Origin of the sequence: Streptomyces sp. NPDC007084, from assembly GCF_040703595.1 — a bacterium.
Taxonomy (GTDB): domain Bacteria; phylum Actinomycetota; class Actinomycetes; order Streptomycetales; family Streptomycetaceae; genus Streptomyces.
The window spans coordinates 44700-71328 of the sequence record NZ_JBEYFY010000035.1 but is presented as its reverse complement, the minus strand read 5'-3'; the positions used below and the strand labels follow the sequence as shown (position 1 = coordinate 71328).

The window sequence follows — 26629 nt, the reverse complement described above, 5'->3', positions numbered from 1 at the left end:
CATCGGTAAGCCGTATGCGGGAAAACCGCACGTACGGATTGAAAGGGGGATGGGGAAACGGGCCGTACATGGCACCGCGCCCCTGACTACCAATGGCCGAGTACGACAAGTGGGACATCAGAAAGCTGGAGATCCTGCGGACGCTGCGCGAACGCGGGACGGTCACCGCGACCGCCCAGGCCCTGCGCATGACCCCGTCGGCCGTGTCCCAGCAACTGACGAACCTCGCCCGACAGCTCGGCGTGACCCTCCTGGAGGCGAGCGGCCGCCGCGTCCGCCTCACCGACGCGGCCCACCTCGTCCTGCGGCACGCCGAGACCGTCTTCGAGCAACTGGAGCGCGCCGACGCCGAGTTGGCCGCGTACACACACGGCGAGGCCGGTACGGTCCGGGTCGGCGCCTTCTCCACCGCGGTGCCCGCCCTGGTCGTCCCCGCCGTCCGCCTCCTGCGCGAGCGCCGGCCCGGCGTCACCGTCCAGGTCCGCGAGGCCGAGGCGGCACAGGCGTACGAACTCCTCGGCGCCGGCGAGGTCGACCTCGCCCTGTCGCTGGCCGCGCACGCGCCGACCGCCACCGACCCCCGCTTCACCCGGGTACCGCTCCTCGCCGACCCGCTCGACCTCGCGCTCCCGCACGGCCACCCGCTCGCCGAAGCACCCGTCGTCCGCCTCGCGGACTTCGCCCGCGACCCGTGGATCTTCGGCGGCAGCGGCCCCTGGTCGGACATCACCCGCGCCGCTTGCGAGACGGCCGGCTTCAGCCCGCACCAGGCCCACTCGGCGGCCGGCTGGACCGCGATCCTCGCGATGGTGGAGGCGGGAATGGGCATCGCCCTGATCCCCCGCCTGGCCGCGATCCCCCGCACCGGCGTAACGATGCGCCCCCTCACGGACCCCCGCCCCCACCGCCACGTCATCGCGGCGGTACGCCGCGGCGCGGAACACCGAACGCCGTCCGGCACACTCCTCACGGCGCTGCGGGAGACGTCGGGGGCGCTACGTGAGCTGTCCCCCGACGACCCCCGCCCCCGGCCGACTTGACCAGCCAGCAGGCCGGCACGGGAAAGAGCCCCGCTTTGATGCGCCGGGGAAGACGCGGCGACCGGCGCTCATTCGGAGTCCCGGAGTCCCGGAGTCCCGGAGTCCCGGAGTCCCGGAGCCCCGGAGCCCCGGAGCCCCGGAGGCGTCGACGTCAGCGGTCCGGCGCTCGGTCGAGGTTCTTGGTGCGAATGGTTCGGGGGTCGTGTGGGTGGCCGTAGACCATGTGCGCGTGCAGGGCACGGACCGTTGCCGTGGCCAAGTGGCGACTTGCCGTGGTGATCGACGCGGCGAGTTCCGTCCGCAACCCCGCGCACACGGGGCACGTCTCGGGGTCGACACGGCCAGGGCGGGGGGTTCGGAGGTCGGACATCAGCACGCGGTGCTTCCCTCGGCCATCCAGGCCTTGACGCGCGACAGCTTCGGCATCTCGTGGGGGTGGTTGTTGATCTCGATCAACACATCCCGGTCACCATGCGCGAACCACTCGTCGGCCAGCGCCGCGCAAACGTCGCACCCCGCGGCGGGAGTTGCCCTGATCTCCGGGTATCGGCCCGAGACGATCTCACCTTGCCGTGCTTTCGCGTCTGCCCCCGTCTTCCGGCGACTTCCACGAACTCCGGTTGTAGCTTTGGGCACTGCCGTCAACCCCTTGCCGTTCGGTGGCGGCCCCGGACGTGGCGGACGGATTCGGGATCCCAGGGGAAATGCTCGGCCTGTCAAGGCGGCCTTGGGAGAATCCCCCGGAGGGCATGGACGCGGCCGATGCCTGCGCCGGCCTCGGCACCGGTATCACCTTGACCGCCCCGACCACGGAAGGCGAGGTCATGGGTTCGCTCGACCGTCGCGATCTCCTCAAACGAGGTATCGCCGCTGCCGCTCTGGTGGGGACGGGTCGTGAGGAATTCCAACACGCAGCCGCAGCGTTGGAAGGCGCGCACCGTTGCCTCGATAGTTCTGCGGTCGGATACTTTCGTCAACGGCTCGAAGCGGCCAAGCGGGACGATGGTGCGCTGGGCGCGCAGAAAACCCTGCCGCTGGTGCTCGGCTTATTGAGTGCCATCGAACAAAGGGCGCGGGACGTGAAAACCGCGCTACGGCGGGAATTGCTGTCAGTCGCTGCGGACGGCGCGGAGTTCGCGGGATGGCTGTACCGCGATATTCATCAGCCAGCCGTTGCCGCGTTCTGGTACGACCGGGCCATGGAATGGGCCCAAGAGGCCGACGACCCTGCTATGCAGGGATATGTACTGCTCAAGAAGTCTCAAATGGCTTATGACAGCGGTGATGCTGTCCGTATTTTGAGCTTGGCGCTGAGCGGGGAGCCGGACGAAGCGGCACGGATTGGTACCGCCTCGGCGAAGGTGGCTCAGGCGATGAAATCGGAGCGCACCCTGCGCGTATTGGGCGAAGTCTCCCAGACGCTCGATCGTTGGCGCGGCCGCCCCGTGGTGAGGGAATTCCGTCAGGAAATCCATGTGGCTTAGTCTCCCGGAGGGCCGGAACTCAGCCAGTTGCTCACGGAGTCGATGACGAGCGCCTGCCACTCCTGGCTCTGGGGGTTCAGGTACTGCGGGTCGCCGTGGGCGGCGAAACCGTGCTCGGATCCCTCGATCTCGATCAGTTCGCAAGGAGCGCCGAAGCGCTGTACGGCGGACCGGGACGAGTCGACGGGGACGATCGTGTCTTCGGTGCCGTGCACGATCAGGGTGGGGGCCCGCACCTCACCGAGTACCTCCAGCGGGCGGAGCCAAAAAACCTCGTTGAGCAGGGGGCGGCCATGCCGCAATGTCGGCGTGAACCGGATGAAGCCGTTCTCGGTGAGTTCCCGGGCCGCCTCCTCGCTGATCGAGTCGTCGACCCAGTAGGGGCGTGTGTCGATCGTGCGCCATTTGTAGTCCAACTGGGGATTGAACAGCACCAGACGGGAGACGTCTCCGGGACGCCCGGCGGCATAGTAAGCGCAGACGCCGCCCGCGAAACTGGCCCCCAGCAATGTGATTTCGTGTGCGTTGGTGGCTTTCCGTAGGCAGGCGACGGCGACGCGAATGTCGTTGAGGATCGTGGCAAGCGTCAGTTCCTCCTGCCTGCCCTCACTTTCACCGTGGCCGCGCATGTCGAAGCGGAGAGAGGCCACCCCGGCCTCGGCCAGTCCGGCGGTCAGGCGGGTGAAGAACCCGCCCTCCTCACGCGTGACACCGCCCCCGTGCACGAGCACGACAGCGCGAGAGGCCGGCGTATCGGGACTCACGAGCGTGCCGGTCAAGTGCAGGCCGTCCAGCGTCCGAAGCGTCACGACGTCTGATGTAGGCATGGCGGGAGCCTAGTACTGGCGGGCGTGGACACGGCAGGGCGGACGCAACGAGCGGGCGCGTCCGCCGCTCCGGTCGGTCACTCCGCTGACCAGCGGGAACTGCCCGCTCAGTCCCGCCCCACCTCATACAAGAAGCAGCCGTACTCCACCGCCCGTACGTGGACGAAGGCCACCTCCGGTTCGGTGAAGGCTGTGGTGAGGGCGGAATCGAAGGGGGCGGGGGGCTGGACCAGGTGGCCGCCCAGGATGTGGCCCTCGGGGGAGTAGCGGCGCAGGACTCGGGGGGCGTTGGTGAAGGGGAGGTCCTTGGCGGGCGGGGCCGCGCAGGCCTCGGCGTGGACGAAGACCGGGCCCTGTTCGTCGTAGGCGCCCGGATCGGTGCCGGTCCGGGCGGCCCGGCGGCGCAGCGGGGCGTACGCGACCAGCGCGACACGCTCGCCGGGCGCACTGCGGCGCAGACAGCAGCGCAGCGGCGCGCCGCCCTCCGTATCGGTCACCGGCACGGCCGGGCGGCCGGCGTCGTCGGTGTCGCGGAGTTCCTTCAGGACGGTCGGGGGGATGGGCCGTGCCCGGTACGTGGTCATGGGTCAAGGCTCGCGCCCGCCCGGCCCCGGCACCGGCGGGAAACGGACATCGCCTTCGGTACGCGTCCCGTGGAAGGATGGCGCAACCCACACATAACGAGGAGATGACCGCGTGCCTGGCACAAACCTGACCCGCGAAGAGGCGCAGCAGCGCGCGAAGCTGCTCACCGTTGACTCGTACGAGGTCGATCTCGACCTCTCCGGCGCGCAGGAGGGCGGCACCTACCGGTCCGTGACCACGGTGCGCTTCGACTCCGCCGAGGACGGCGCCGAGTCGTTCATCGACCTGGTCGCCCCGGCCGTCCACGAGGTCACCCTCAACGGCGACCCGCTCGACCCGGCCGAGGTCTTCGCCGACTCGCGGATCGCCCTGCCCGGTCTGCTCCGGGGGCGCAACGTCGTCCGCGTCGTCGCCGACTGCGCGTACACCAACACCGGCGAGGGCCTGCACCGGTTCGTCGACCCCGTCGACCAGCAGGCCTACCTCTACACCCAGTTCGAGGTGCCGGACGCCCGCCGCGTCTTCGCCTCCTTCGAGCAGCCCGACCTCAAGGCGACCTTCCAGTTCACCGTGAAGGCGCCGTCCGGCTGGACGGTCATCTCCAACTCGCCGACCCCGGAGCCCAAGGACGACGTCTGGGCCTTCGAGCCGACGCCCCGGATCTCGTCGTACATCACCGCGCTGATCGTCGGCCCGTACCACTCCGTGCACAGCGTGTACGAGAAGGACGGCCAGTCCGTGCCGCTGGGCATCTACTGCCGTCCCTCGCTCGCCGAGTACCTCGACTCCGACGCGATCTTCGAGGTCACCCGGCAGGGCTTCGACTGGTTCCAGGAGAAGTTCGACTACGCGTACCCCTTCAAGAAGTACGACCAGCTCTTCGTGCCCGAGTTCAACGCGGGCGCGATGGAGAACGCCGGCGCGGTCACCATCCGCGACCAGTACGTGTTCCGCTCCAAGGTCACCGACGCCGCCTACGAGCTGCGCGCCGAGACGATCCTGCACGAGCTGGCCCACATGTGGTTCGGCGACCTCGTCACCATGGAGTGGTGGAACGACCTCTGGCTGAACGAGTCGTTCGCCACCTACACCTCCATCGCCTGCCAGGCCCACCACCCCGACAGCCGGTGGCCGCACTCCTGGACCACCTTCGCCAACTCGATGAAGACGTGGGCCTACCGGCAGGACCAGCTGCCCTCCACCCACCCGATCATGGCCGAGATCCGCGACCTCGACGACGTGCTCGTCAACTTCGACGGCATCACGTACGCCAAGGGCGCCTCCGTCCTCAAGCAGCTCGTCGCCTACGTCGGCATGGACGAGTTCTTCAGCGGCGTCCAGGCCTATTTCAAGGCCCACGCCTTCGGGAACACCCGCCTGTCCGACCTGCTCGGCGCGCTGGAGCAGACCTCCGGACGCGACCTCGGCACCTGGTCGCAGAAGTGGCTCCAGACCGCCGGCATCAACATCCTGCGCCCGGAGATCGAGACTGACGCCGACGGCGTCATCACCTCCTTCGCCATCCGCCAGGAAGCCCCCGCGCTGCCCGCAGGCGCCCAGGGCGAGCCCACCCTGCGCCCGCACCGCATCGCGGTCGGCCTCTACGACCTCGACGACGCCGAGGGCGGCAGCGGCAAGCTCGTCCGGGACGAGCGGATCGAGCTGGACGTCGACGGCGAACTCACCGCCGTCCCGCAGCTCGTCGGCAAGCGCCGCCCCGACGTGATCCTGCTCAACGACGACGACCTGTCGTACGCCAAGGTCCGCCTCGACGAGGACTCGCTCGCCTTCGTCACCGAGCACCTCGGCGACTTCGAGTCCTCCCTGCCGCGCGCCCTGTGCTGGGCCTCGGCCTGGGACATGACCCGCGACGCCGAACTCGCCACCCGCGACTACCTCGCCCTGGTGCTCTCCGGCATCGGCAAGGAGTCCGACATCGGTGTCGTGCAGTCGCTGCACCGCCAGGTGAAGCTGGCCATCGAGCTGTACGCCGACCCGGCCACCCGCGAGGCACTGCTGACCCGCTGGACGGACGCGACCCTGGCCCACCTGCGGTCGGCCGAGGCCGGCGGCGACCACCAGCTCGCCTGGGCGCGAGCCTTCGCGGCGACCGCCCGCACGCCCGAGCAGCTCGACCTCCTCGAGGCGCTGCTCGAAGAGCGCGAGACCATCGAGGGCCTGTCCGTCGACACCGAGCTGCGCTGGGCGTTCGTGGAGCGCCTCGCCGCCGTCGGCCGCTTCGACGAGGCGGAGATCACCGCCGAGTACGAGCGGGACAAGACGGCCGCCGGTGAGCGTCACGCGGCGACCGCGCGGGCGGCCCGGCCGACCGAGGAGGCGAAGGCGGAGGCGTGGGCCTCGGTCGTCGAGTCCGACAAGCTCCCGAACGCCGTGCAGGAAGCGGTGATCGCGGGCTTCGTCCAGACCGACCAGCGTGAGCTGCTCGCCCCGTACACGGACAAGTTCTTCGCCGTGGTCAAGGAGATCTGGGACGGCCGCTCGCACGAGATCGCGCAGCAGGTCGCCGTCGGGCTCTACCCGTCGGTCCAGGTCTCCGAGGAGACCCTCGCCAAGACGGACGCCTGGCTGGCCTCGGCCGAGCCCAGCGCGGCCCTGCGCCGCCTCGTCTCGGAGTCCCGCTCGGGCGTCGAGCGGGCACTGAAGGCCCAGGCGGCGGACGCGCGGGGGGCCGGCGCGTAAGGGCAAGGCGCGCGGGGGCCACCGCGCGTAGGGCGGGCGCCCGCTGGGGCCTCCCAGAGGGCGCCCGCGTTGGGGCTCCTTTGGGGCGTCCGCGCGGGAACCTGTGACGGCGGGCGGGGAGACCGGACCGGGACCGGACCGGATGTGTCTTCCCGCCCGCCGTCGTGTTCCGCCGCGCCCGGCGGGCGTCCGCTGACCGGCCCCGGGGGGGGGCCTTCCCGGGGGCCTTCCCGGGAGCCCTCCCGGGGTCGCTCAGTGGGGGACCATGCCGCCCGTGACGTTGACGAACGTTCCCGTGATACCGCCCGCCAGGTCCGAGGCGAGGAACGCCGCGGTGGCGGCGATCTCGGCGAGGCTCGGGTTGCGGCGGGTCATCCGCATCCCGGCGAGGTTCGCGAGGAGCCCCTGGAGGGCCGCGTCGTCCAGGTCCATGCCGCTGTCGACGGCGGCCAGCTTCTCCCGGGTCAGCGTCTCGGGGACCCCGGCCGCCCACAGGCCCACCACCCGCAGCCCGCGCGGCCCCTGTTCCGTCGCCAGGTTGCGCACCAGCGTGTCGATCGCCGCGTCCGCCGGGCCGGTGCCGCCCATCATCGGACTGCCGTGCGCGGAGCCGCTGTCGAGGGTGAGCACGACTCCCGACCCGGACCCGGCCATCCGGCGGGCGGCGGCGCGGGCGGTGATGAACGTGGTGCGCAGGCCGGTCTCGACGGGCCGGACGAAGTCCTCGACGGACAGGTCGACCAGCGGGACGCCCTGCGCGTCGCCGCGCGTCACCAGGTTGAAGGAGATGTCGAGGGCGTCCAGCGAGGCGATGTGCGCGTCGACCGCCGCCTCGTCGAGGGCGTCGAGCACCGCCGTCTCGGCGTGACCGCCCGCCGCCGTGATGTCCCTGGCCACCGCCTCCAGCGTTCCGGCCGTCCGGCCCACCAGGTGGACCCGGGCCCCCTCGCGGGCGAAGACGCGGGCCACGGCCCCGCCGATGGAACCGCCCGCGCCGTAGACGACCGCGGACTTGTCGGTGAGCAACATGAGGATCTCCTGGGGTGTGCGCCGTGTGAGTGCCGTGTGAGTGCCGTACGTGGCGCTCATACAGACGTCACGCCCCCGCCCCGCTCATCGGTCACCCGACCGCCCCCCCTCATCGGTCACCCGTCGGCCCCGCTCACAGGTCGGCCGCCCGCCCCGCTCATCGGCTACCCGTCGGCTTCGCTCAGCGGTCCGCCGGGAGTCGCAGGGGCAGCCCGAACGCGGGGAACAGATGCGGCTCGAACGAGGTGATCTCCACGATCCGGTCGCCCTCGACGCGCAGGACGTCCAGCACCTGGGCGCGGTAGACCGTCGTGCCCGGCCGCCGCACGTAACCCCCGGCCGCGGGCTGCCCGTTGGCGCGGGCGGGCAGGTGACGCCAGTGTCCGAGGAACATCGGGGAGGCGGGGTCGAGACTGACCCGCAGGAACTCGGTGATCGCCGCGCGGCCCACGAACCAGAACGGGTTCGGCGGCATGGTGAGCCGGATGTCCTCGCCGAGCAGCTCCGTGAACCGGCTCAGGTCGAGGCTCTCGGCGGCGGCCATGTAGCGCCGCAGCACCTCCCGCTCGCGGGCGTCGGTCTCGGCGGTCCACTCGGTACGGCGGTCGGGCAGCCGGTCGCGCAGGGTGGGCCGGGCCCGCTGCAGGGCGCTGTTGACCGAGGCCACGCTCGTCTCCAGGGCCTCGGCCGTCTCGGCGGCGGACAGCCCGAGGACGTCCCGCAGGACCAGGACGGCGCGCTGGCGGGCCGGGAGGTGCTGGATGGCGGCCAGGAAGACCAGTTCCAGGGTCTCCCGGGACACGGCGAGGGCGTCCGGCTGCTCCTCGGGCGAGGGCAGGTCCTCGTCGGGGTAGGGCTGGAGCCAGGTGACGCGGGCCGGGGGGTCGGCGCTGCCGTGGTTCATGCCCGGGAGCGGCTCGTAGCGCTGCGGGCGGCGGGCGGTGCGCCGCTGGAGGTCCAGGCAGGCGTTGGTGGCGATCCGGTACAGCCAGGTCCGTACGCTCGCCCGCCCCGCGAAGCCCTCCCGGGCCCGCCAGGCGCGCAGGAACGTCTCCTGGACGAGGTCCTCCGCGTCGTCGTACGACCCCGACATGCGGTAGCAGTGCACGCGCAGCTCACGCCGGTACGGCTCGACGAGCACGGCGAAGTCGCTCTCCCCGAGGGCACCCGTCTCCCCTGAGGAGCCGCCGGGGGCTGGAACCGGGACCGGGACCGGGACCGGGACCGGGACCGGGACCGCGGAGGGTTTCGTCACGGCGGCCGGCGTGACGGAATCGGCCGTCGCGGAGTCCCTGGCGACCCGGGCGATACGGCGGAGCCGGCCGACCGAGGAGGCCAGCTCGGTCACGCCGGAGTAGAAGACGGCGGGCGGCTGCGGCACCAGGTCCTCGACCTGCCGGCCGATCGCGTCGATCAGCCCGCGCACGGTGTCGGCGGGCGCGGCCCGGCGGTCCCGGTACGCCTTCTGCCGGCAGGCGGCCGAGCAGTACACGGAGGTGCGGCCCACCCGACCGCCCCGCCCGGCCAGTACCTTCCCGCAGCATCGGCACACGGCATCGACTCCCACACCGGCCTCCGGGCTCGTTCCGTCACACGGCAACGCGGTGACGCTATCGGCCGGCAGGCCCGGCACACAGGGGAGCGCCGCACTCCGGGGGTGGGGCTCCGCGGGGGACTGCCGTTGGTAGCGGAGGGGAGACGAGAGGAGGGGCGGGACCCGGTCGGTGTCCCGCCCCTTCCGGGGGCCCGTGGGCCGGGGTGTCAGCGCGCGGAGTCGTTCAGTTCGGCCGCGACCAGTTCCGCGATCTGGACCGCGTTCAGCGCCGCGCCCTTGCGGAGGTTGTCGTTGGAGACGAACAGCGCGAGGCCGTGCTCGGCGGTCTCGTCCTCGCGGATGCGGCCCACGAAGGACGCGTCCTTGCCGGCGGCCTGGAGCGGCGTCGGGATGTCGGAGAGGACGACACCGGGGGCGCCCGCGAGCAGCTCGGTGGCGCGCTCGGCGGAGAGCGGGCGCGCGAAGCGGGCGTTCACCTGGAGGGAGTGCCCGGAGAAGACCGGGACCCGGACGCAGGTGCCGGAGACCTTGAGGCCGGGGATCTCCAGGATCTTGCGGGACTCGTGGCGGAGCTTCTGCTCCTCGTCGGTCTCGTTCAGGCCGTCGTCCACCACGGAACCGGCCAGCGGGAGCACGTTGAATGCGATGGGACGCTTGTAGACCTGCGGCTCGGGGAAGTCGACCGCCTCACCGTCGTGGGTCAGCTTGTCGGCCTCGGCGACGACCTTGAGCGCCTGCCCGTGCAGCTCGGCCACGCCCGCGAGACCGGAGCCGGACACCGCCTGGTAGGTGGCGACGACGAGCGCTTCGAGGCCCGCCTCCTCGTGCAGCGGCCTGAGGACCGGCATCGCGGCCATCGTCGTGCAGTTCGGGTTGGCGATGATGCCCTTGGGCCGGTCGGCGATCGCGTGCGGGTTCACCTCGGAGACCACGAGCGGGACCTCGGGGTCCTTGCGCCAGGCGGAGGAGTTGTCGATCACGACGGCACCCTGCGCGGCGACCTTCTCCGCCAGCGCCTTCGAGGTGGCCCCGCCCGCCGAGAAGAGCACGATGTCCAGGCCGGAGTAGTCGGCCGTGGACGCGTCCTCCACCGTGACACCGTCGACGACCGTCCCGGCCGAGCGGGCCGAGGCGAACAGGCGCAGCTCGTCGACCGGGAAGTCCCGCTCCACGAGGATCCTGCGCATGACTGTGCCGACCTGACCGGTGGCTCCGACGATTCCGACCCTCACGGCGACTCCCTTTGCGTGCGTTTTACGTGGTCCAGCGTTTCCATCATGCGTCTCACCAGGCCCCGCGTGTCCAATCCTTTCGCCGCGGCGTCCGGGGAACGGGACGCCCGCGCGGGGCCCCGGGAGCCCGATCCTGCGGCGGCCGGACGCCCGGATACGAAGAAATCGTCCCGCGACGAAGGGGAACCGCAAGCCGTACGGTGTGGGCCGGTACGCGCCCGGTGTGGGACCCGTCATGGTTTCCGGCCGGGTGTGACGTACGACTCGAACCAGGCCGGCGTGCGTCCCGGTCCGTACCCGCGCGGTGCCCCAAGCGTCCCGGTCCGTACCCGCACGGTGTCCCAGGCGTCCCGGTCCGTTTGCGGTCGAACGTTTCGGCCCCCGCCGGCGTCCTAGAGGAAACGCGGGAGGGGAGGGGTGGCTGTGCTGCGCAGAAAGCCACGCCGCGCACCGGGGGCGGACGACCCCCTGGACGCGGCGCAGGAACGCCGGGTACGGGCCGTGCTCGCGCTCGGCGGTGTGCCTCAGGCGGATCTGCCGGACGGGGTGCAGCAGGTCCGGCTGCGGCTGCTGGAGCGCGCCGCCAAGGGGGACGAGGCACCACGCGACGTGTCCGCCTGGGCCGCGGTCGTCGCCTCCAACCTGGCGATGGACTGGCACCGGGCCAAGCGCCGGCAGGAGCGGATCGGTGAACGCCTCGCCTCGCTGCGGCAGTTGGAACAGCCCTCCGACGAGGAGTCCAGCGTGCTCGCGCTCGCCGTCGCACAGGGCCTGGACGAACTGCCGGACGCCCAGCACCAGGTCGTCGTCCTGCGGTTCTACGCCGATCTGCCCGTGCGGGAGATCGCCGACGAACTCGGCGTACCCGAGGGCACGGTCAAGAGCAGGCTGCACACGGCGGTCCGCGCGCTGCGCGCCCGCCTGCACGAGGACGAGGTGGTGTGACGTGGCCGAGTACGAGGAAGCCGACGCGCTGCTGGCCGCGATCACGGACGCGCCCCTGCCCCAGGGGGCCCGCGACGACATCGTGTTCATGGCCGAGCACCGTTCCGCCCGTGAGGACGTGGACGTGCTCCGGGAGCAGTTGGTCATCATCGGGGACGCCCTGGCGGCGGACCGGGCAGGCGCCACGCGTCCGGCCGGCGCCGCGAAGAGGCGGGCGCGGCCGGCCCGGGAGGCCAAGGCCTCACGGAAGGCGAGGGCCGCAAGGTCCCCGGCACCGGGAAGGCCGGCGGAGCCCCGTCCCCTGGCAGCCCCGGGCCGTCCCCCGGCCGATCCGGGCCATCCCCCGGCAGCCCCGGGCCGGCCCCTGACCGCCCCCGGCCGGACCCGTCGGCGCGGCGCCTTCGCCGTCGGGGCGGGAGCGCTCGCCGCCGCCGCGGCGGCCTCGCTGGTCGTCGGCATGGGCTGGCTGGCCGCGCAGGGCGGGACCGGGGCGAACGACGCGACCGCCGGTGACGCCAAGGCGGACCAGGGCGCCAAGGGCTCGCTCAGCGCGCCGGGCTACATCGCCTGCTCCCGGCTCATCGTGGAGGGCACGGTCGCGAAGGTCGGCCAGGTGCCCGGCACCGGCCAGGACCGCGTCACCCTCGACGTGTACCACTACTACAAGCCCGCCAAGGGCGAGAAGGAGATCACCTTCCTGATGGACCGGGACGTCGGTTTCCGGCCGCGCCAGGGCGACGAGGTCCTGGTCGGCATCCCGCGGCACGCGGCCACCCCGGACATCTGGACCACGGGGGACGCGGCGATCGCCCGTGAGCGCTCGTGGATCGTGAAGGCCCTGCCGGAGTCCCGCGGCCTGACGTGCGAGGAGTGAGCCGGACCCGCTCCAGCGGCCGAAGGCCGGAAACCGCCCCGCGCACACGAAGGGGCGGGCGCCCCGGTCACGGACGCCCGCCCCACCCCGTACCGCACACGAAGGGGCGGGCGCCCCGGTCACCGACGCCCACCCCCTCCCCGTACCGCACACGACACCCCCGTACCGCACACGCGAAAGGGCGGGCGCCCGTCTCCGGGCGCCCGCCCCCTGCCCGTACCGCTCACGCGGCCGGAGGCCTACGCCGTCACGGCGTGACCTTGTCGATCTTCACGCTGCCGGTGCCCGCGACCGTGCCGCGCGCGTTCACCAGCTGGACCTGGCCGAAGAACTCGCGTCCCTCGGGCGCCGCCGCGGCGGCGGTGACCGAACCGGACACCGTGGCCGAGGCGCCGGTGGCGAGCTTGACCGCGGCGGAGTCGTCGACCGTGACCGTGCCGAGCGCGCTGGAGAAGAACACGTCCAGGTAGTCGTACGCGGTCGAGCCCGACGGGACCGAGTAGCCGTCGACCTCGACGGTGTACGTGCCGGCGGCGGGGGAGGCGATGGAGACGGCCTCCTCCGAGTCACCGTCCGCGGACTGTCCGACGACGTTCCCGGCGGCGTCGTACACCGTCAGGTCCAGGTCGGCGGCGGTGTCCGAGACGTTGCCGATGGACACGTTCAGCGAGGAGGCGCCCGCGGGCACCTCGACCGTGGTGGTCTGCGTCGCGCCCTCGGTGATGGTCGGCCGCGCGCTCTTGGAGGAGCCGAGCGGACCGCCCTTCAGCCTGCCGTCGATCGCGGCGAACTTGTTCGTCACCTTCCAGGAGACGGTGGACGGCAGGCCGACCTTCGCCTCGGGGACGGTCACGACCGGCGGGGTGAACGCCGCGCCGAGCACGGCGACATCCAGCTTGTACGGGTTGTCGAGCAGCGGCGAGGTGCGGCGCGCCTCGACCTCGATCTCCCAGACACCGGCCTGCGGGTCCGCGTACGAACGCACGTCGGGCTTGCAGCCGTTGCCGTCGAGATAGTTGTTGTAGCAGTACGGGGTGCTGGTGTTGTCGACCGGAACGCCGTACGGGTGGATCGCGATGAACCGCGTCTGGCTCTTGTCCTTCAGCCCGCCGATCGCGACCTCCAGGGCGGACGCGCCCTCGGGGACGGTGACGAAGTAGGACGTGGTGCTGTTGCGCTGCACCGAACTCGACGCCTTGTAGGTGTACTTGACCGGCGTGGAGACCACGACGGTCGACAGGATCTGCTTGTCGACACCCTCGGTGCGCGGGTCGTCGACCTCCAGGATCGCGCTCTTGAGACCGGCCGACCGGGGTGCGGCCTGGACCTTGACGGTCACCGGCTGGTTCAGCGGGAGCCTGACCTCGTCCGAGCCGACGACACGGAAGGTGCCCTCGGCGTTGTTCTCGAAGTACAGCTCGTGCCGGATCGCCCGGTTCTCGCCCGACGTACGGGTGATGGTGACGTCGTACGTCCTGCGCTCACCGGCCTTGAGGCCGCCCTCGCGGTCGTAGAGGCCGGTGCCGAAGCCCGGCGTCTTCAGCGCGTAGTCGATCGCGGTGTCGACGGGCGCCTTCACGGTGTAGTCGTGCGCGGTGGCGCCGTGCCGGATCGAGTCCCAGGCGTCGGGGATGTTGATGAGGCCCGCACCCTCCTCGTACGCCTGGACGCCCTTGATGTGGTCGGCGGTCGAGGTCAGCGCGGTGCGCAGGGTGGCCGGGGCGAGGGCGAGGCCCTTCTGCTTCGCGGCGCTGAGCAGCAGCGCGGAGGCGCCCGCGGCCTGCGGGGAGGCCATCGAGGTGCCCTGGAGCATCGAGTAGCCGGCCGGCAGCGTGTAGCCCGCCTCGGCGACCGGGGAGCCCGGCAGCCAGGTCTGGGTGGAGTTGATGGAGGCGCCGGGCGCGCTCAGCGTCGGCGTGAAGCCGCCGTCCTCGCGCGGGCCGCGCGAGGAGAAGGGCATCATCGCGTACTTCTTCTCCACCTGGGAGCCGTAGTTGGCCGCCCAGGTCTCCTTGGAGATGGTCGCGCCGACCGAGATGACCTTGTCGGCCAGGCCCGGGTCGCCGATGGTGTTCGCGCCGGGGCCCGAGTTGCCCGCGGAGATCACCAGCTGGACGCCGTAGGTGTCGATCAGGCGCGTGTACAGCTCGCTGCGCGCGTTGTTGCCGTCGTTGAGCGCGGGCAGACCGCCGATGGACATGTTGACGATGTCGACGCCCCGGTTGGCGACGAGGTCGATCATGCCCTCGGTCAGCGCGATGTTGGTGCAGCCGCCGGTCCAGGTGCAGGCACGCGAGGAGACGATCTTCGCGCCGGGGGCCGCGCCGCTCATCTTGCCGCCGAACAGCCCGTTCGCGGAGGTGATGCCGGCGACGTGGGTGCCGTGCTCGGACTCGATGACACCGATGTTGACGAAGTCGGCCGTCTTGCCGACCCAGTCCCCGCCGTAGGGGTCCATCGGGACGCTCTTGCGGATCTCGACGACGAACGGCTGCCGCTCGACGACGTCGGTCGCCGGGTTGTCGGTGCCGAAGTAGCCGATCTGGAAGCCGTCCTTGTACGGCTTCATCGGCTTGTCGTCGGTGAAGTCGTTGTTGTTGTTCAGGTCGACGGTGACCGTGCCCGCCGCCGGGTCGTAGAGGACGCCCCACGCGTCGGTGGTGTCACCGTCGCGGTTCGCGTCGCCCTGCGCGTCGCCGCCGGCCGTCGCCGACTCCCGGAAGGTGCTGATCTCGTACGAGCCCGCCGGCGCCGTCCACGTCTTGCCGCTGTAGGTGAAGGTGGGCCCGGCCACCGGGGTGATCATCGGGCGCCAGGTCGCGTCGCCGTCGAGGATCGGGTCCGTCGCGGTCACCCAGTCGACGATCTTGCGCTCGCCGGTGGTGGTCTTCTGGAGCGCCGGGTGACCGAGGTCGACACCGGAGTCCAGGATGCCGATGGTGACCCCGCGGCCGTCCGCCTTCGGGTGGTCCTTCACGAAGTCGACGGCGCCCGTCTCGAAGGACGGGTTGTACGGGTTCTCGGCGGGGGTGTTCTTGCCGGGGCCCCGGTAGGTGACGGCCGTGGTGTGGTTGCTGCCGTGCCGGGCGGTGTCGGCGCTCGGCGTCGGGTCGTCCAGCGCGATCTCCTGGCGCAGGTCGATCCCGTGCACCGAGGAAAGCTTCGCGGCGGCGGCGATGGCCGCGTCCGCCCTGCCCGTCGGGACGGTCGCCCGGACGTAGCCGAGCTTGTCGTAGGTACGGCCCACCGAGCCGCCCTTGACCGCGTTCAGCTCCTTGGCGACCTGCTCGGTCTGGCCGGGAGCCGTGGCGATCATCATCGTGACGTTCTTGTCGCCGTTCGCCTTGGCCTCGGTGAGGAGGTCGGCATCGCTCGAACCGAGCTTGGCGGCGGCGGACTTGGTCCCGGGGTCGGCGGTGGGCGTGCCCGAGTCCGCGGAGAAGGCCATGGGTATCGGCCCGGCCGCGGAAAGTGCGGCCACCAGGCCCGCGGCCACGGCGATGCGGGCCACGCGTCTCGCGCCCGATATCGGGGCGCGCTGAGGGTCGGAGATCATCTGCATCCCTTGTAGGTAAAGGAACGAGCGTGGAGCGGCCGGTTCCGACGGTCGATGGGGCCGGCCGCGACAGTCCGGTATGTGAACCCGGATGACCGCTCAGCTTTGCCTAAGGGGCAGTTGTTTGGGGAGAGTTGACCGAGGCGGGATGGAGTCATGGCGTACTTCCGCCATACGTCACGCCGTTGATCGCCCGCTATGGCCTGACATACCGGACGGCGTGCCGTCCGCCTCCGCCGATCCGGCTCCCTTCCGTGCGCGTGCCGTGGCAGGCCGGTCTCACGCGGTGACCCTGATCCGACGTCAGATGTCCGTGACGCGGCCGGTTTTGCCGGGCGACGACCGTCTCTTGGGGCCCCTTTGATCCCTCCGGCCGCTTCTTGGGCCCGCCGCCCTGGAGAACCCCCTCGGCTCCCCGGCTCCCCGGCTCTCCGGCTCCCCGGCCCGGCTCCCGGGCCCCCTGCCCCTCGGCCCCCTGCCCCTCGGCCCCCTGCCCCTCGGCCCCCTGCCCCCGGGCCCGTCGCGTCCGACCGCCCGGAACGGCCGGCTCAGCGGAGAGTGCCGCTTCCCCTACCCCGGAAGATGAACGCGGAGTGACCGGCCACCGGCCGTTCGGACAGGGCTCCATGGACGCGCAGGTGCGCCAAGATCCACGTACGGCGATCGGCGCCGGGCGTTGCTGCCGAGTTAACGCGCAGGTCACCCCCGCTGCCAACGATCCATGGTGAGCGGGGTGTTCGGTCCGGGCGCCCCGCGACCACAGCCGACGCGTTCGCACTCGGGGAGACCGCGCCATGTCGCGCACACGCTCTGTCGCCGCCGTACCCGCTCTCAACCGCCGCACCCTGCTGGCCGCCACCGGAGCGCTGTCGCTCTCCGCGGGCGTCGGCCTCGCCCTGCGCCCGGAGTCCCCGGCGCACGCCGCGACCCCGGGACGGGAGACCGTCGCCGACTCCGTCGCCCGGTCCGAGGCCCGCTCGGCGGCCGTCACCCCCATCGCCCCGCCCGAGCCGGTCCCCTACACCCGGGGCACCACCCTGAGCGGTGTCGCCGCCCCGCGCTCCGGCCCCGCCGGATACCGGCGGCTCGGCGACGGCGCCGGCTGGAAGCGCGTCGTCCGGGACGAACTGGCCGCGGGCAAGAAGGGCCGCGCCGACCGGCGCACCGCGCTCGCCTCCTTCGTACAGCTCACCGACCTGCATCTGACCGACGCCCAGCACCCGCTGCGGCTGGAGTTCCTGCGCGCCCAGACCGCGAGCGCCTGGCGCCCCCAGGAGACCCTGACGGTCGCCGGCGCCGTCTCCCTCGTGGAGCGCGTCAACTCCCTGCGGGGAGCCCCCGTCACCGGTTCCCCGCTGCACTTCGTCATGACCACCGGCGACAACACGGACAACAACTCCAAGACCGAGCTGGAGTGGTTCCTGAAGGTCATGAGCGGCGGCCGCATCAGCCCGAACAGCGGCGACCCCCGGCACTACGAGGGCGTCCAGGCGAGCGGCCTGAAGAGCTACTGGCAGCCCGACGCGGCCCTGCGCGACGCCGACAAGCAGCGCGGCTTCCCCCGGATCGAGGGCTTCCTCGCCGCGGCGATCCGCGAGCTGCGCAGCCCCGGCCTGCGCCTGCCCTGGTACTCCACCGTCGGCAACCACGACGCGCTCCCCATGGGCTGCTACGCCACCCGCGGCGACTCCTATCTCACCGAGTTCGCCGTCGGCGGCAAGAAGCTCATGTCGGCGAGTGCCCCGGAGGCCGCCGCGCTCGCCAAGAGCCTGAAGAAGGGCACCAGCCCGAAGGGCAAGGAGGTCCACGACCTGCTCAAGGCGCACACCCGGCAGATGCGGTCGGTGACCCCGGACGAGAAGCGCGCCCCCTTCACCCCCGCCGAGTACCTCAAGGCGCATCTCGACCCGGCGCACACCGGCCCGGGCCCGATCGGCCACGGCTACTCCTCCGCGAACCTCTCCGCGGGCACCCAGTACTACACGTTCCGGATCAGCGAGGACGTCATCGGCGTCAGCCTCGACACCACCGACCCGGGCGGCCACTACGAGGGCTCCCTCGGCACGGCCCAACTGCGCTGGCTGGAGCGGACGCTGCGCGAGAACAAGGACTCGTACGTCGTCGTCTTCAGCCACCACACCAGCAAGTCCATGCGCAACACGCAGACCGACCCGCGCCGCCCCACCGAGAAGCGGCACCGCGGTGAGGAGGTCGTCGCCCTGCTGGCGAGCTTCGGCAACGTGCTGGCCTGGGTGAACGGCCACTCCCACAAGAACGAGATCATCCCGCACGCCGCCCCGGGCAACCGGTCCTTCTGGGAGATCACCACCGCCTCCCACGTCGACTTCCCCCAGCTCGCCCGTGTCATCGAGCTGGTGGACAACAAGGACGGCACGATCTCCCTGTTCACCACCCTCATCGAGTCCGCCGCCCCGCACGCCACGAACTTCGCCGACCTCAGCCAGACGGGCCTCGCGGCGCTCTACCGGGAGATCTCCTTCAACACCCCCGGCGCCCGCACCGACCTCGCCGGCACCTCGCGCGACCGCAACACGGAACTGATTCTGAAGAAGGGCTGACCGGCGAGGGAGACAGCGGCGGCGGCCGGCCGCGCCCCCGCCCGGCGTCCTACTCCCCGGCCGCGCACCCGCACAGCCGCCCGGCGTCCTACTCCCCGGCCGTCGCTGCGAAGCTCACCTTCGCGGTGTCGACCGTGGCCGCCTGCCGGCCCGGCGCCTTCTGGTACTGCCAGTACAGGTTCGTGTGGGCGATCACCTCGGCCGGGCCGGGGGCTCCGTAGGCGGTGAGGTCCTCCGTGGTGTGCGCGTCGGCGACCAGAGTGACGTCGTATCCACGGGTGAACGCGCCGTGCAGGGTGGAGCGGACACAGGCGTCGGTCTGGGCGCCGGTGACGACCAGATGGCCGACGGCCCGCTCGGCGAGCACCTTCTCCAGGTCGGTGGCCTCGAACGAGTCGCCGTAGTTCTTGTGGACGACCGGCTCGGTGTCCTCGCGGACCAGCTCGGGCACGTACTCCCAGGCGTGGCTGCCCTCCTTCATCCCGTCGTCGGAGTGCTGCACCCAGATCACCGGAACGCCCTCGGCGCGGGCTCTGGCGACCAGGCTGTTGATGTTCTCGATCACGTCGGAGCGGTTGTGGGCGCCGTCCACCGCGCCGTGCTGCATGTCGATCACGAGCAGGGCGGTGTCCGGGCGGCCGGGCAGGGTGGTCATCGGACTCTCCCGTCTGACGTCCTGCGCGTCCGGGCAGGCACGTCGGTCCTGAATCTCCTGTCCCACCCACCCTAGAACGGCCCACTGACAACGCCTCCCGAACAGGGCGGGAAGCCCATGGGAAGGGGCCCGCGACCGTTCGCGGGCCCCTTCCCTCCCCTCCTGCGACCGCCCCGGTCCGTCACTACCGGGGCAGCACCACGACATGCGCCGCGGGTTCCCGGTCGTCCGCCGCCATCAGGGCGGTGCGTACGACCGTGGCCTGCTGTTCCATCGCCTCGCGCAGCTTGCCCGGCGTGAGGTGGACGACGGTGATCCCGAGCCGCTCCAGCACCTCGCGCTTGCGGACGTACTCGGACCACAGCGCGTCCTCGTCCTGGCGCGGGGCGCGGGTGTCCAGCTCGACCGCCACCGCCTGCTCGGGCCAGTACGCGTCCAGACCGCCGATGTGCGGGCCGCCGGGCAGCCGCAGGTCGACGTTCCACACCGGGTCGGGCAGCCCGTACTCGCGGACCATCCGGTACAGCCGGTCCTCCGCGATCGCCCGGCCCTCCGCCCGCAGCGAGTCAACCGCGTCCACCACGTGCGGTCGGCCGAGCAGCCGGGCCGCCGTCAACTCGCGCACCACCGCCGCCGGTTCACAGTGCCCGCCGCGTACCGCCTCGGTCAGCAGCCGCCGTGCGGCATCGGCGTCGTCGAGCCCGGCCACCGCGTCCGCCAGCGCGCGGGGCACCGGGGCGACCGGCACGCCGGTGACGAAGGCGGGGGCGGGCAGCGAGGGCGTCCGCACGATACGGACGCAGCCCGTCGAACGCAGCCGGCGCAGCCGGGGCACCAGCACGTCGACCGTCTCCAGGGAGAGCAGCGGCGGCGCCGAGGTGAACCCGTGCAGGGCCAGCGCGGCCAGGCCGGTGACCAGCACGTCCGCGAACGGCTGCGCGGCGTGCGGGTCCTCGGCGCCCGGCTGCGCCGGGATGGAGGCCGCCCGCTCGGGAGCGGGGGAGCGGGCGGTGTACAGCAGGGCGGCGTGCAGCTTCTCCTCGGCGGTGGCCGGGCCGGGGTGCAGCAGGACCACTCCCGGGAGGATCTGCTGCCAGGCTCCGCCCGCCCGGCACCGCTCGTTCGTCTCGGCGGCGCTGACACCGTGGCTGCGGAGCTGAGCGGTGGTCAGGACCCGGCGCCACACGTGGGGCAGGTGACGCAGGGGGCGGGGGGAGAGCGGGGTGTTGTGGTTCATGACCCGGGGTTTCCCGCCCGGAGGCGGTTCTCTAACCGCTGTTACACGCTCGTCGACAAACCCGGACAAGCTCGCCCTAAAGTACGGGCGTTCGACTGCCGAAAGGCGCTGGTCCGGATGGGGAGTAATAGGGGTTACGGCTCTGAATACCTGTATTTCGTAACCAGTGCATCCGTCCGATGAAGTCACCGGAGAGACGGGCACGGGAGACGGGCACGGAGAGAGCCGGGCGCAGAGACGGACGCGGGCGCGGAGACGGACGCGGGGGCAGCGGCGGAGACGGACGCGGGGGCCGCGGCGGAGACGGGGCAGCGGCGGAGGCAGAGACAGCGGCGGAGGCAGAGACAGCGGCCGAGGCGGGGGCAGTGGCCGAGGCGGGGGCAGTGGCGGCGGGAAACGGCGAGGGCACCGGGCGCGCGGTGCGCCGGTGCCCTCGCAGTCAAGTACCGCCGGACGGGGTCAGCCCGCGGCGGCGGTGTCGCAGGCCTGGCCGCGCAGCGCCCGCGCCAGGTCGTCGCGGGACTCCAGCACCAGCCGGCGCAGCGCGGGGGCCGCGTCCTCGTGCGCGGCGAGCCACGCGTCCGTCGCCTCCAGGGTCTCCGGCGAGTCCTGGAGCCCGGGGAACAGCCCGCTGACCACGTCCATGCCGATCTGGATGGACCGCTCCGCCCACACCCGGCCGATCGCCCCGAAGTACTTCTCGGTGTACGGGGCGAGCAGTTCGCGCGCCGACGGCTGGGCGAAGCCGGAGATGGTCGCCTCGACCAGGGCGTTGGACAGCGCGTCCGACTCCACGACGGCCGCCCAGGCCTGCGCCTTGACCGCGGCCGAGGGGCGCGCGGCCAGACAGCGGACCTGGTGCCGCTTGCCCGACGCCGTGTCGTCGCGGGCGAGTTCGGCGCCGATCACCGACTCGTCGGCCACGCCGTGCGCGGCCAGCGGCTCCAGGAAGGCCCAGCGCAGCTCCTGGTCGACCTCCAGACCGTCGATCTTCGCCGTCCCCTCCAACAGGCCCTGGAGAAGCTGGAGGTCGGCCTCGCCCGACGCCACGCGCGCGAAGAAACGGGCCCAGGCGAGCTGGTGCTGACTGCCCGGCTCGGCGAGCCGCAGCTCCTCCAGCGCGCCGTCGGCGAGCAGCCGCGCGCCCTCGGCACGCCAGTCGGGCGCCACGTAGTGGACGAGCGCGGAGTTCGCCCAGCCGTGCAGGGTCTGCAGGACGCCGATGTCGGACTCCCGGCCCGCGAAACGCAGCACCAGACCGATGAAGTCCCGGGCCGGCATCAGCGCGTCGCGCGTCAGGTTCCACAGCGCCGACCAGCACAGCGCCCGGGCCAGCGGGTCGGTGATCTCCCCGAGCCCGTCCCGCAGCGTGGCCAGCGAGCCCTCGTCGAAGCGGATCTTGCAGTAGGTGAGGTCGTCGTCGTTCACCAGGACCAGGTCCGGTGCCTCGGCGCCGGCCAGCTCCGCGACGACCGTACGGGGACCGTCGACGTCCACCTCGGCGCGGGCGTACCGGACGAGCGCGCCCTCGCCGCCCTCGGCCAGTGCCGCACGCCGGTAGAGGCCCACGGCCACGCGGTGCGGGCGCAGTTCGGGGTGCGACTCGGCGGCCTCCTGGAGCACGGCCAGCTCGGCGATCCGGCCCTCGGCGCTCAGCACCACCTGCGGGGTCAGGGAGTTGACGCCCGCCGTCTGGAGCCAGGAGCGGGCCCAGGCGGCCATGTCCCGGCCGCTGGTCTCCTCCAGTACCGACAGCAGGTCGCCGAGGCGGGTGTTGCCGTACGCGTTCCGCTTGAAGTAGCGGCGGGCGCCCTCCAGGAAGGCGTCCTGCCCCACGTACGCCACGAGCTGCTTGAGGACGGAGGCGCCCTTGGCGTAGGTGATGCCGTCGAAGTTGAGCTTGGCGTCCTGGAGGTCGCGGATGTCGGCGGTGATCGGGTGCGTGGAGGGCAACTGGTCGGCGCGGTAGGCCCACGCCTTGCGCCGGTTGGCGAAGGTGATCCAGGCGTCGGTGAAGCGGGTCGCGCCCACGTTGGCGAACGTGCCCATGAAGTCCGCGAAGGACTCCTTCAGCCACAGGTCGTCCCACCACACCATGGTGACCAGGTCGCCGAACCACATGTGCGCCATCTCGTGCAGGATGACGTTCGCCCGCGCCTCGTAGGACGCCCGCGTCACGTTGCCCCGGAAGATGTACTCCTCGCGGAAGGTGACCAGCCCCGGGTTCTCCATCGCGCCGAGGTTGTACTCGGGCACGAACGCCTGGTCGTACTTGCCGAAGGGGTACGGGTAGTCGAAGTGGTCGTGGAAGAAGTCCAGCCCCTGCTTGGTCACCAGGAACACGTCGTCGGCGTCGAAGTGCGGGGCCAGGCCCTTGCGGCACATCGCGCCGAGCGGGATCTCCAGCGTCGTACCGTCGGCGAGGGTGCGCGTGTAGGAGTCCGTCACATAGTGGTAGGGGCCCGCGACGACGGCCGTGATGTACGTCGAGATCGGCTTGGTCTCGGCGAACCGCCAGATCCCGTCGGTGAGTTCACCCGCGCCGTTGCTCCAGGCCGTCCAGCCCTCCGGCGCCTGTACGGCGAAACGGAACGGCGCCTTCAGGTCCGGCTGCTCGAAGTTGGCGAACACCCGCCGGGAGTCGGCCGGTTCGTACTGCGTGTACAGGTAGACCTCGCCGTCCTCCGGGTCGACGAAGCGGTGCATGCCCTCGCCGGTACGGGAGTAGGCGCACTGGGCGTCCACCACGAGTTCGTTCTCGGCCGCGAGGTCGTCCAGCCGGATCCGTACGCCGTCGAAGACCTCGCCCGGGTCGAGGTCCCGGCCGTTCAGCGACACGGCCGTCACGCTCGGCGCGATCAGGTCCGCGAAGCTCGCGGCGCCCGGCTCGGCACAGCGGAAGCGGAGCGTGGTGACCGAGCGGAAGGTGCGGGGACCGCCGTCCGTGCCGCCCGACTCCGTGCCGCCGGGCTCCGTCTCGCCGGGCTCCGCCCCGCCGACGGCCGAGCGCAGGTCGAGGAAGACGTCGTAGCTGTCGACGGACAGCAGCGCCGCCCGCTCCTGGGCCTCGTCGCGGGACAGGTTCTCACCGGGCACGGCGGCACTCCCTCATGGCGTCATAGACATGTGTGAACGGCACCGATCCTGCCATGGGCCCCCGACACCGGACACCGCGGCGCCGGGGACCCGCCTGGCCGGCACCGGCGGGCGGGACGCGCGGAACGGTGGCCCCCGGCGGGAATGGCGCGGGCGGCCCCGCGCGTTGTCCGGACAACGACCGAGTTCCGAGGAGAGCCATGTCCGAGCAGACCGCTCAGCCCAGTTCCGGCAAGACCCCCGTCGACTTCTGGTTCGACCCGCTGTGTCCCTGGGCCTGGATGACCTCGCGCTGGGTGCTCGAAGTCGAGAAGGTCCGCGACATCGAGGTGCGCTGGCACATCATGAGCCTCGCCGTACTGAACGAGCCGAAGCTGGACGAGCTTCCCGAGGAGTACCGCGAGCTGCTCTCCACCAAGGCCTGGCAGCCCATCCGGGTCGTCACCGCCGCCTGGCAGAAGCACGGCGACGACGTCGTCGGCCCGCTGTACACCGCGCTCGGCACCCGTATTCACAACGAGGGCGCGGGTCCGACCAAGGAGGCCATCGCGGCGGCCCTCGACGAGGTCGGGCTGCCCGCCGACCTCATCGACTACGCCGACCAGGACGACTTCGAGTTCGACGCCGAGCTGCGCGCCTCCCACAAGGAGGGCATCGACAAGGTGGGCGAGGACGTCGGCACCCCGGTCATCGCCGTGCCCGGCGCCGACGGCGAGCAGATCGCCTTCTTCGGCCCGGTCGTCACCCCCGCCCCCAAGGGGGAGGAGGCGGCGAAGCTGTGGGACGGCACGCTCCTGGTCGCCTCCGTGCCGGGCTTCTACGAGCTGAAGCGCTCGCGCACCGTCGGCCCGGACTTCAGCAACCTGTAGCCGGTCAGGGCCTGGGGCCGATCAGGGCGGTAGCCGGTCAGGGCCGGTAGTGGTCAGGGCCGGCGGTCGGTCAGGGCTGGTAGTCGGTCGGGGCCGGTAGCCGATCAGGGCCGGTAGTCGGTCGGGGCGGTCCGGCGGGTGAGCCTGCCGGGCCCGTCCCCGGCCCGCCGCGTGTCCAGGGGGCTACGGGGCCGCCAGGTCCTCCGGGAAGTCGCCGCCCTCGCGCCAGTTGCTCCAGCGCTGGAAGCGGCGGCAGCCCGTCGTGGTGCAGCGGTGGTAGGCGGCCGGGTCGTCCACCTCCATGATGCGGCGCACGTGCGCCTCCTCGTCCTTGGTGAGCTTGCAGAACCGCCGCAGCGGCGGTCCCCCGCAGTTCGGGCAGCGCACGTCCACGGCGACACCTCCGTGTGAGACCGGGGCCGCGAGCGTACGCGCTCCCCGGAGTCCGGCGGAAGGGCGCGTGGTGTCACCGGCGGCGCGTTTCCCGGCGGCAGGGAAAGACCCCCGCGAGTCACGTCCTCGCGGGGGTCTTCTTTTTTCCGCCTGCTCCGTGAAAGGTGAGAAGACGATCACGAGCAGGACACTCAGCGCCTTCGCCCGGCTTATTGCGAAGGCCTCGCAACTGCACGCTAGCAGCAAGAGGGGCGGCATGCGCGCCCGAGCGCGCGAATGGGCCCTCGCGCGAAGGTGTCCGTCGCGCGGGGGCCCTTTCGGGAGGCGGCCGGCCGGGCCGCTCAGGCGCGGGCGGCCCGGGCGCGCTGCCGGGCGTAACCCAGCGCCGCCAGGAACAGCGTCATGCCGCCCGTGGAGTAGAGCTGAACCCGGGTGTCCGGCTCCCGGGCCATCAGGACGAAGACGGCCACCATGCCGGCCAGCGCGACCCAGGTCAGCGCGGGAAACGCCCACATGCGGACGACCAGCTTCTCCGGCGCCTCGCGGTCCAGGCGGCGGCGCAGCCGCAGTTGGGAGACGGCGATGAACATCCAGACGACCAGGATCACCGCGCCGATCATGTTCAGCAGCCACGGGAAGACGTCGTCCGGACGCCAGTAGCTGAGCACGACACAGGCGAAACCGAAGACGCAGGAGACGAGCGCGGCGATCCGCGGCACTCCCGACGAGACCCGGCCGAGCGCCTTCGGGCCCTGCCCGCGCTCGACCAGCGAGTAGGCGATGCGCGAGGAGCCGTAGATGTTCGCGTTCATCGCGGACAGCAGTGCCACGAGGATGACCACGTTCATCACCTGCCCGGCGCCCGGGATGCCCAGGTGTTCGAGGGTGGCGACGTACGGGCCCCGCGCGACGACCTCCTTGGAGTCCCACGGCACGAGCGTGACGATGACGGCCATCGACCCGACGTAGAAGAGGGCGATGCGCCACATCGCGGTGCGGACCGCGCTCGCGACGCCCTTGACGGGGTCCCGCGACTCGGCCGCCGCGATCGTCACGGTCTCCAGCCCGCCGTACGCGAACACCGAGGCGAGCAGCCCGATCACGAGCCCCTCGCCGCCGTTCGGCAGGAAGCCCCCGTCGCCGGTGAGGTTCGTGGTGCCCGGCGCGTCCGTACCCGGCAGGACACCGGTGATGGCCAGCACGCCGAGCACGAGGAACAGCGCGATGGCGCCGACCTTGAGGGCGGCGAACCAGAACTCGAACTCGCCGAAGTTCTTCACGGCGGCGAGGTTGGCCGCGCAGAAGACGACCATGAACAGCGCGACCCAGGCCCACTCGGGCGTGCCGGGCAGCCAGCCGGTGACGATCTTCGCGGCACCGATGCCCTCCAGGCCGACGGCCGTGCACAGCAGCACCCAGAACGCCCAGCCGGCGGTGAAACCGGCCCAGGGCCCGATCGCCCGCTCGGCGTGCGCCGAGAAGGAACCGGACGACGGATACGCGGCCGACATCTCGCCGAGCATCCGCATCACCAGCATGACGAGCAGACCGGAGACGGCGTACGCGATGACGATGGACGGACCGGCGGCGGCGATCCCGGCGCCGGAGCCGACGAAGAGTCCGGCGCCGATGACCCCGCCGAGGGCGATCATCGAGAGGTGGCGCTGTTTCAGACCGTGGGACAGGCGCGCCTCGTCGTCGGCGGCGCCGGGCGGGGTGTCGAGGGTGGTGCGGGACATACGAGCGGGGGGTCCCTTACGTGCGAGTGCGGGTGAACAACTGCGAGGGGGCGGGCGTGCGGTGCGTATCTGTCGTACGCGTGCGGTGCGTACTTGTGTGCGCCTGCGGTGTGCACCTGGGTACGCGTGCGGCGCATACGCGCGGTGCGTGCTTGCGGTGCGTGCATGCGGTGCGCGCATGCGGTCCATACGTGCGATGCGTGCATGCGGTCCATACGCGCGGTGCGTGCGTGC

General features: G+C 71.9%; 18 protein-coding genes. 7 read left to right on the top strand and 11 right to left on the bottom strand.

Translation table 11 applies throughout. The features are described 5' to 3' along the window. Positions 1-92: 92 nt before the first annotated feature. Positions 93-1040 (top strand): LysR substrate-binding domain-containing protein, encoded by a 948-nt coding sequence (locus AB0912_RS24860; RefSeq protein WP_366703336.1) that lies wholly within the window; start codon positions 93-95, stop codon positions 1038-1040. A 749-nt stretch (positions 1041-1789) separates the two neighbouring features. Continuing rightward, positions 1790-2524, top strand: a complete 735-nt coding sequence (locus AB0912_RS24855) for a hypothetical protein (RefSeq protein ID WP_366703334.1) — start codon at positions 1790-1792, stop codon at positions 2522-2524. Here the strand turns inward: AB0912_RS24855 and AB0912_RS24850 are convergent. Both AB0912_RS24850 and AB0912_RS24845 read right to left on the bottom strand, forming a co-directional pair. Next, positions 2521-3333 (bottom strand): alpha/beta fold hydrolase, encoded by an 813-nt coding sequence (locus AB0912_RS24850; RefSeq protein WP_366703332.1) that lies wholly within the window; start codon positions 3331-3333, stop codon positions 2521-2523. The two genes, AB0912_RS24855 and AB0912_RS24850, sit on opposite strands and share 4 nt — an antisense overlap. Positions 3334-3458: 125 nt before the next feature. Next, complete coding sequence (locus AB0912_RS24845) at positions 3459-3935, bottom strand: DUF1203 domain-containing protein (protein ID WP_366703330.1); 477 nt, start codon at positions 3933-3935, stop codon at positions 3459-3461. A 112-nt stretch (positions 3936-4047) separates the two neighbouring features. Between AB0912_RS24845 and pepN (AB0912_RS24840) the strand changes: the two genes are divergently transcribed. After that, a complete protein-coding gene (gene pepN / locus AB0912_RS24840) occupies positions 4048-6636 on the top strand; it encodes an aminopeptidase N (protein ID WP_366703328.1) in 2589 nt (862 codons plus the stop codon). Between the two features lie 252 nt (positions 6637-6888). Here the strand turns inward: pepN (AB0912_RS24840) and AB0912_RS24835 are convergent, their stop codons facing one another. The 3 genes from AB0912_RS24835 to AB0912_RS24825 form a co-directional block, all read right to left on the bottom strand. Continuing rightward, positions 6889-7665, bottom strand: coding sequence for an SDR family oxidoreductase (locus AB0912_RS24835; protein ID WP_366703326.1), 777 nt, complete (start codon positions 7663-7665; stop codon positions 6889-6891). Positions 7666-7846: 181 nt separating this feature from the next. Then, a complete protein-coding gene (locus tag AB0912_RS24830; RefSeq protein WP_366703324.1) occupies positions 7847-9172 on the bottom strand; it encodes a sigma-70 family RNA polymerase sigma factor in 1326 nt (441 codons plus the stop codon). A 254-nt stretch (positions 9173-9426) separates the two neighbouring features. After that, positions 9427-10452: an aspartate-semialdehyde dehydrogenase gene (locus tag AB0912_RS24825; protein WP_366703322.1), complete on the bottom strand. Its 1026-nt coding sequence runs from the start codon at positions 10450-10452 to the stop codon at positions 9427-9429. 417 nt (positions 10453-10869) lie between these two features. On the opposite strand from AB0912_RS24825, the gene AB0912_RS24820 reads away from it, so the two are divergent. Both AB0912_RS24820 and AB0912_RS24815 read left to right on the top strand, forming a co-directional pair. Continuing rightward, on the top strand, positions 10870-11397 hold the full coding sequence (locus AB0912_RS24820; RefSeq protein ID WP_366703320.1) for a sigma-70 family RNA polymerase sigma factor: 528 nt from the start codon (positions 10870-10872) through the stop codon (positions 11395-11397). Position 11398: 1 nt separating this feature from the next. After that, positions 11399-12271, top strand: a complete 873-nt coding sequence (locus tag AB0912_RS24815; protein ID WP_366703318.1) for a hypothetical protein — start codon at positions 11399-11401, stop codon at positions 12269-12271. 247 nt (positions 12272-12518) lie between these two features. On the opposite strand, the gene AB0912_RS24810 is transcribed toward AB0912_RS24815, so the two are convergent. Beyond that, entirely contained in the window at positions 12519-15827 is a 3309-nt protein-coding gene (locus AB0912_RS24810; RefSeq protein WP_366703316.1) for a S8 family serine peptidase, read from the bottom strand. 794 nt (positions 15828-16621) lie between these two features. Between AB0912_RS24810 and AB0912_RS24805 the strand changes: the two genes are divergently transcribed. Further along, complete coding sequence (locus tag AB0912_RS24805) at positions 16622-18406, top strand: TIGR03767 family metallophosphoesterase (protein WP_366703314.1); 1785 nt, start codon at positions 16622-16624, stop codon at positions 18404-18406. 88 nt (positions 18407-18494) lie between these two features. Here AB0912_RS24805 and AB0912_RS24800 read toward each other — a convergent pair whose 3' ends face one another. From AB0912_RS24800 to pepN (AB0912_RS24790), 3 genes are all read right to left on the bottom strand, one after another. Further along, positions 18495-19061, bottom strand: coding sequence for a cysteine hydrolase family protein (locus tag AB0912_RS24800; RefSeq protein ID WP_366703312.1), 567 nt, complete (start codon positions 19059-19061; stop codon positions 18495-18497). A 184-nt stretch (positions 19062-19245) separates the two neighbouring features. Continuing rightward, positions 19246-20298: a hypothetical protein gene (locus AB0912_RS24795; protein WP_366703310.1), complete on the bottom strand. Its 1053-nt coding sequence runs from the start codon at positions 20296-20298 to the stop codon at positions 19246-19248. Between the two features lie 459 nt (positions 20299-20757). Next, complete coding sequence (gene pepN / locus AB0912_RS24790) at positions 20758-23394, bottom strand: aminopeptidase N (RefSeq protein WP_366703308.1); 2637 nt, start codon at positions 23392-23394, stop codon at positions 20758-20760. 200 nt (positions 23395-23594) lie between these two features. Here pepN (AB0912_RS24790) and AB0912_RS24785 point away from each other — a divergent pair, with 200 nt between their 5' ends. Then, complete coding sequence (locus tag AB0912_RS24785) at positions 23595-24263, top strand: DsbA family protein (protein ID WP_366703306.1); 669 nt, start codon at positions 23595-23597, stop codon at positions 24261-24263. Between the two features lie 183 nt (positions 24264-24446). Here AB0912_RS24785 and AB0912_RS24780 read toward each other — a convergent pair whose 3' ends face one another. Both AB0912_RS24780 and AB0912_RS24775 read right to left on the bottom strand, forming a co-directional pair. Beyond that, the gene (locus tag AB0912_RS24780; RefSeq protein ID WP_366703304.1) at positions 24447-24656 is read right to left on the bottom strand and encodes a hypothetical protein; all 210 of its coding nucleotides are present in this window, start codon (positions 24654-24656) and stop codon (positions 24447-24449) included. Between the two features lie 341 nt (positions 24657-24997). Continuing rightward, on the bottom strand, positions 24998-26395 hold the full coding sequence (locus tag AB0912_RS24775) for an amino acid permease (protein ID WP_366703302.1): 1398 nt from the start codon (positions 26393-26395) through the stop codon (positions 24998-25000). Positions 26396-26629: the final 234 nt, after the last annotated feature.

What these genes read in the sequence shown, in the direction of transcription:
- AB0912_RS24845 (WP_366703330.1), bottom strand. Translation starts at nt 3,935, where the DNA reads ATGACCACGTACCGGGCACGGCCCATCCCCCCGACCGTCCTGAAGGAA.
- AB0912_RS24810 (WP_366703316.1), bottom strand. Translation starts at nt 15,827, where the DNA reads ATGATCTCCGACCCTCAGCGCGCCCCGATATCGGGCGCGAGACGCGTG.
- AB0912_RS24785 (WP_366703306.1), top strand. Translation starts at nt 23,595, where the DNA reads ATGTCCGAGCAGACCGCTCAGCCCAGTTCCGGCAAGACCCCCGTCGAC.
- AB0912_RS24800 (WP_366703312.1), bottom strand. Translation starts at nt 19,061, where the DNA reads ATGACCACCCTGCCCGGCCGCCCGGACACCGCCCTGCTCGTGATCGAC.
- AB0912_RS24805 (WP_366703314.1), top strand. Translation starts at nt 16,622, where the DNA reads ATGTCGCGCACACGCTCTGTCGCCGCCGTACCCGCTCTCAACCGCCGC.
- AB0912_RS24775 (WP_366703302.1), bottom strand. Translation starts at nt 26,395, where the DNA reads ATGTCCCGCACCACCCTCGACACCCCGCCCGGCGCCGCCGACGACGAG.
- AB0912_RS24855 (WP_366703334.1), top strand. Translation starts at nt 1,790, where the DNA reads ATGGACGCGGCCGATGCCTGCGCCGGCCTCGGCACCGGTATCACCTTG.
- AB0912_RS24835 (WP_366703326.1), bottom strand. Translation starts at nt 7,665, where the DNA reads ATGTTGCTCACCGACAAGTCCGCGGTCGTCTACGGCGCGGGCGGTTCC.
- AB0912_RS24795 (WP_366703310.1), bottom strand. Translation starts at nt 20,298, where the DNA reads ATGAACCACAACACCCCGCTCTCCCCCCGCCCCCTGCGTCACCTGCCC.
- AB0912_RS24860 (WP_366703336.1), top strand. Translation starts at nt 93, where the DNA reads ATGGCCGAGTACGACAAGTGGGACATCAGAAAGCTGGAGATCCTGCGG.